At 68.4% G+C, this 1,824-nt stretch carries 1 protein-coding gene; it reads right to left on the bottom strand.

Annotation, left to right across the window (positions count from 1 at the left end; genetic code table 11):
• Positions 1 to 180: 180 nt before the first annotated feature.
• Positions 181 to 1,824, bottom strand: a 1,644-nt coding sequence (locus VFQ05_16955) for a hypothetical protein (protein ID HET9328459.1), incomplete at its 5' end; no start/stop codon positions are given.

Raw genomic sequence — 1,824 nt, 5'->3', positions numbered from 1 at the left:
GATGAGCGCGCCGTCCCCTTCCTCGACCAGCACGAAGCTGGCCCTGCATCCGGGCAAGGCCTCGACCAGCGCCCGCACCACGTCCGGGCGGTGAAGCGGCGTGGCGTTCGGATCCTCTCGGCGCAGCGCGTCCCAGTCGTCGGGAGGTGTTTCGACCCAGCGCGTGCGGGCCGCCATCGCTCAGTGCAGCAGAACGACGCGCGCCACGCTCGATCGGCCCTGGGCCTCGACGCGCATGAAATAGACTCCGGGCGACACCAGCACGCCGTCGTCATCGCGCCCGTCCCAGACGAAGCCGCCGTTCGTGGCTCCGCGCAGGCGGCGCACCTTGCGACCGCCGAGGTCGTACACCTCGCCCACGTAGGACTCGGCCTCGCCTTCGATCCGCAGCTGCACGCCGATTCCGGTGAGCAGCGCGGGATTGGGGAAGACGCGCACGTTGAGCGAGGGCAGCGGCGCCGGCGGCGGTGGAACGTAGCCGGGATCGAAGCGCGCGAGCCCCCCTGCGGTCGTCATCCAGATCACGCCCGAGGCAGGGTCGATCCCGATCGCGCGCACCTCGTCGTCGGGGAGCGGCGAGTTGGTGACGTCATGCGACTCCATCAAGCCGACCTGGCCGAAACGATGAATGCCTTCGCTGGTCCCGACCCACACCGTGCCATCGTTGCCGACGGCCAACGGCTTGAACCCAAGCTGCGGCGGGGTCGACGGCAGCTCGAACTCGTCCGCTGGATCGCTGCCGATGGCCGCCGTGCCGTTGAACCTCATGAGGTGGGTGCTGGTGACCACCCACAACGAATCACCGTAGCTTGCCATGCCGCGCACCACCCACCCGTTGGTCTCGTCGAGGTGCAGGAAGCTGAAGGTGGTGTCGGAAGGCAACAAGAAGTCCACGCCATCGCCGTCGTATCCGATCCAGACGCGGCCGTTCCGCGTCGTGGCGACGCCTTTGACGAGGTTGCCCGCCATCGCGCTGTTCGTCGAGTTGAAGTTGACGACGAAGGTGCCGGTGGAGTCGTAGACCTCGAGCCCGATGGCGTCGATGTCACCCTTGCGCGGCGTGTCCATGCCGAGCCAGACGTTCCCGCTCGGATCCTGGGCGGCGCACCCGAACCAGGAGCGACGCTCGGTGATTGGATCCACCACGACCACGGGATGCTGGAACGAAGGAATGGGACCGTCGTCACGGAACACATCGATCGCCTGGCTCCACGATCCCGCCCACTTGGCTCCCGAGCGATCCACGAACAGGCCGTTGATGAACAGCGGATTGATGAACGTGGTGTCGCAGCCCGCCCCCGAGCAGGGCACCGGAGGCCAGTAACGCCACTGGCCGTCGTAGCGCCCGACGCCTTCGACGCCCGTGGTCACGTAGACCCTCCCGCGATCCAGCGCGATCTGAACCAGGTCGTTGCCGGGCGGACCATCCGGCAACGGATACGGCGCCCATGGCCCCGGTGCGTCCGGCGCCACGAACAGCGTCTCCCGGAGCGTCGCGAACATGCGGCCAGAAGGGTCCAGCGTCACCTCGGGGTCCTCCCTCAGCGATGGGCTCGGGACCGGCGCTCCAGGAACCGCCACCCATAGAGACTCGCTCGCGGTGTGCACCCAGCGAAACGTGCCGCTCTCCCCCGCCGCCAGCACGGCGGCTGCGGCATCGGCCAGCCGGTGAACGGCGCCTGCTCCGGGCTCGAGCGACCAGCTCGAGGAGTCCGGCCGCCAGCGATAGACATCCGATCCGGCGTGAGCGAAGAGGTCGACGCCGTCGAACGCGAGCGCACGAATGTCGGTGTCCAGCAATCCCTGATTGACGGGCCGCCAGTC

The organism is Candidatus Eisenbacteria bacterium, from assembly GCA_035712145.1.
Classification (GTDB): domain Bacteria; phylum Eisenbacteria; class RBG-16-71-46; order RBG-16-71-46; family RBG-16-71-46; genus DASTBI01.
This window is presented reverse-complemented; position numbering and strand designations above follow the sequence as displayed.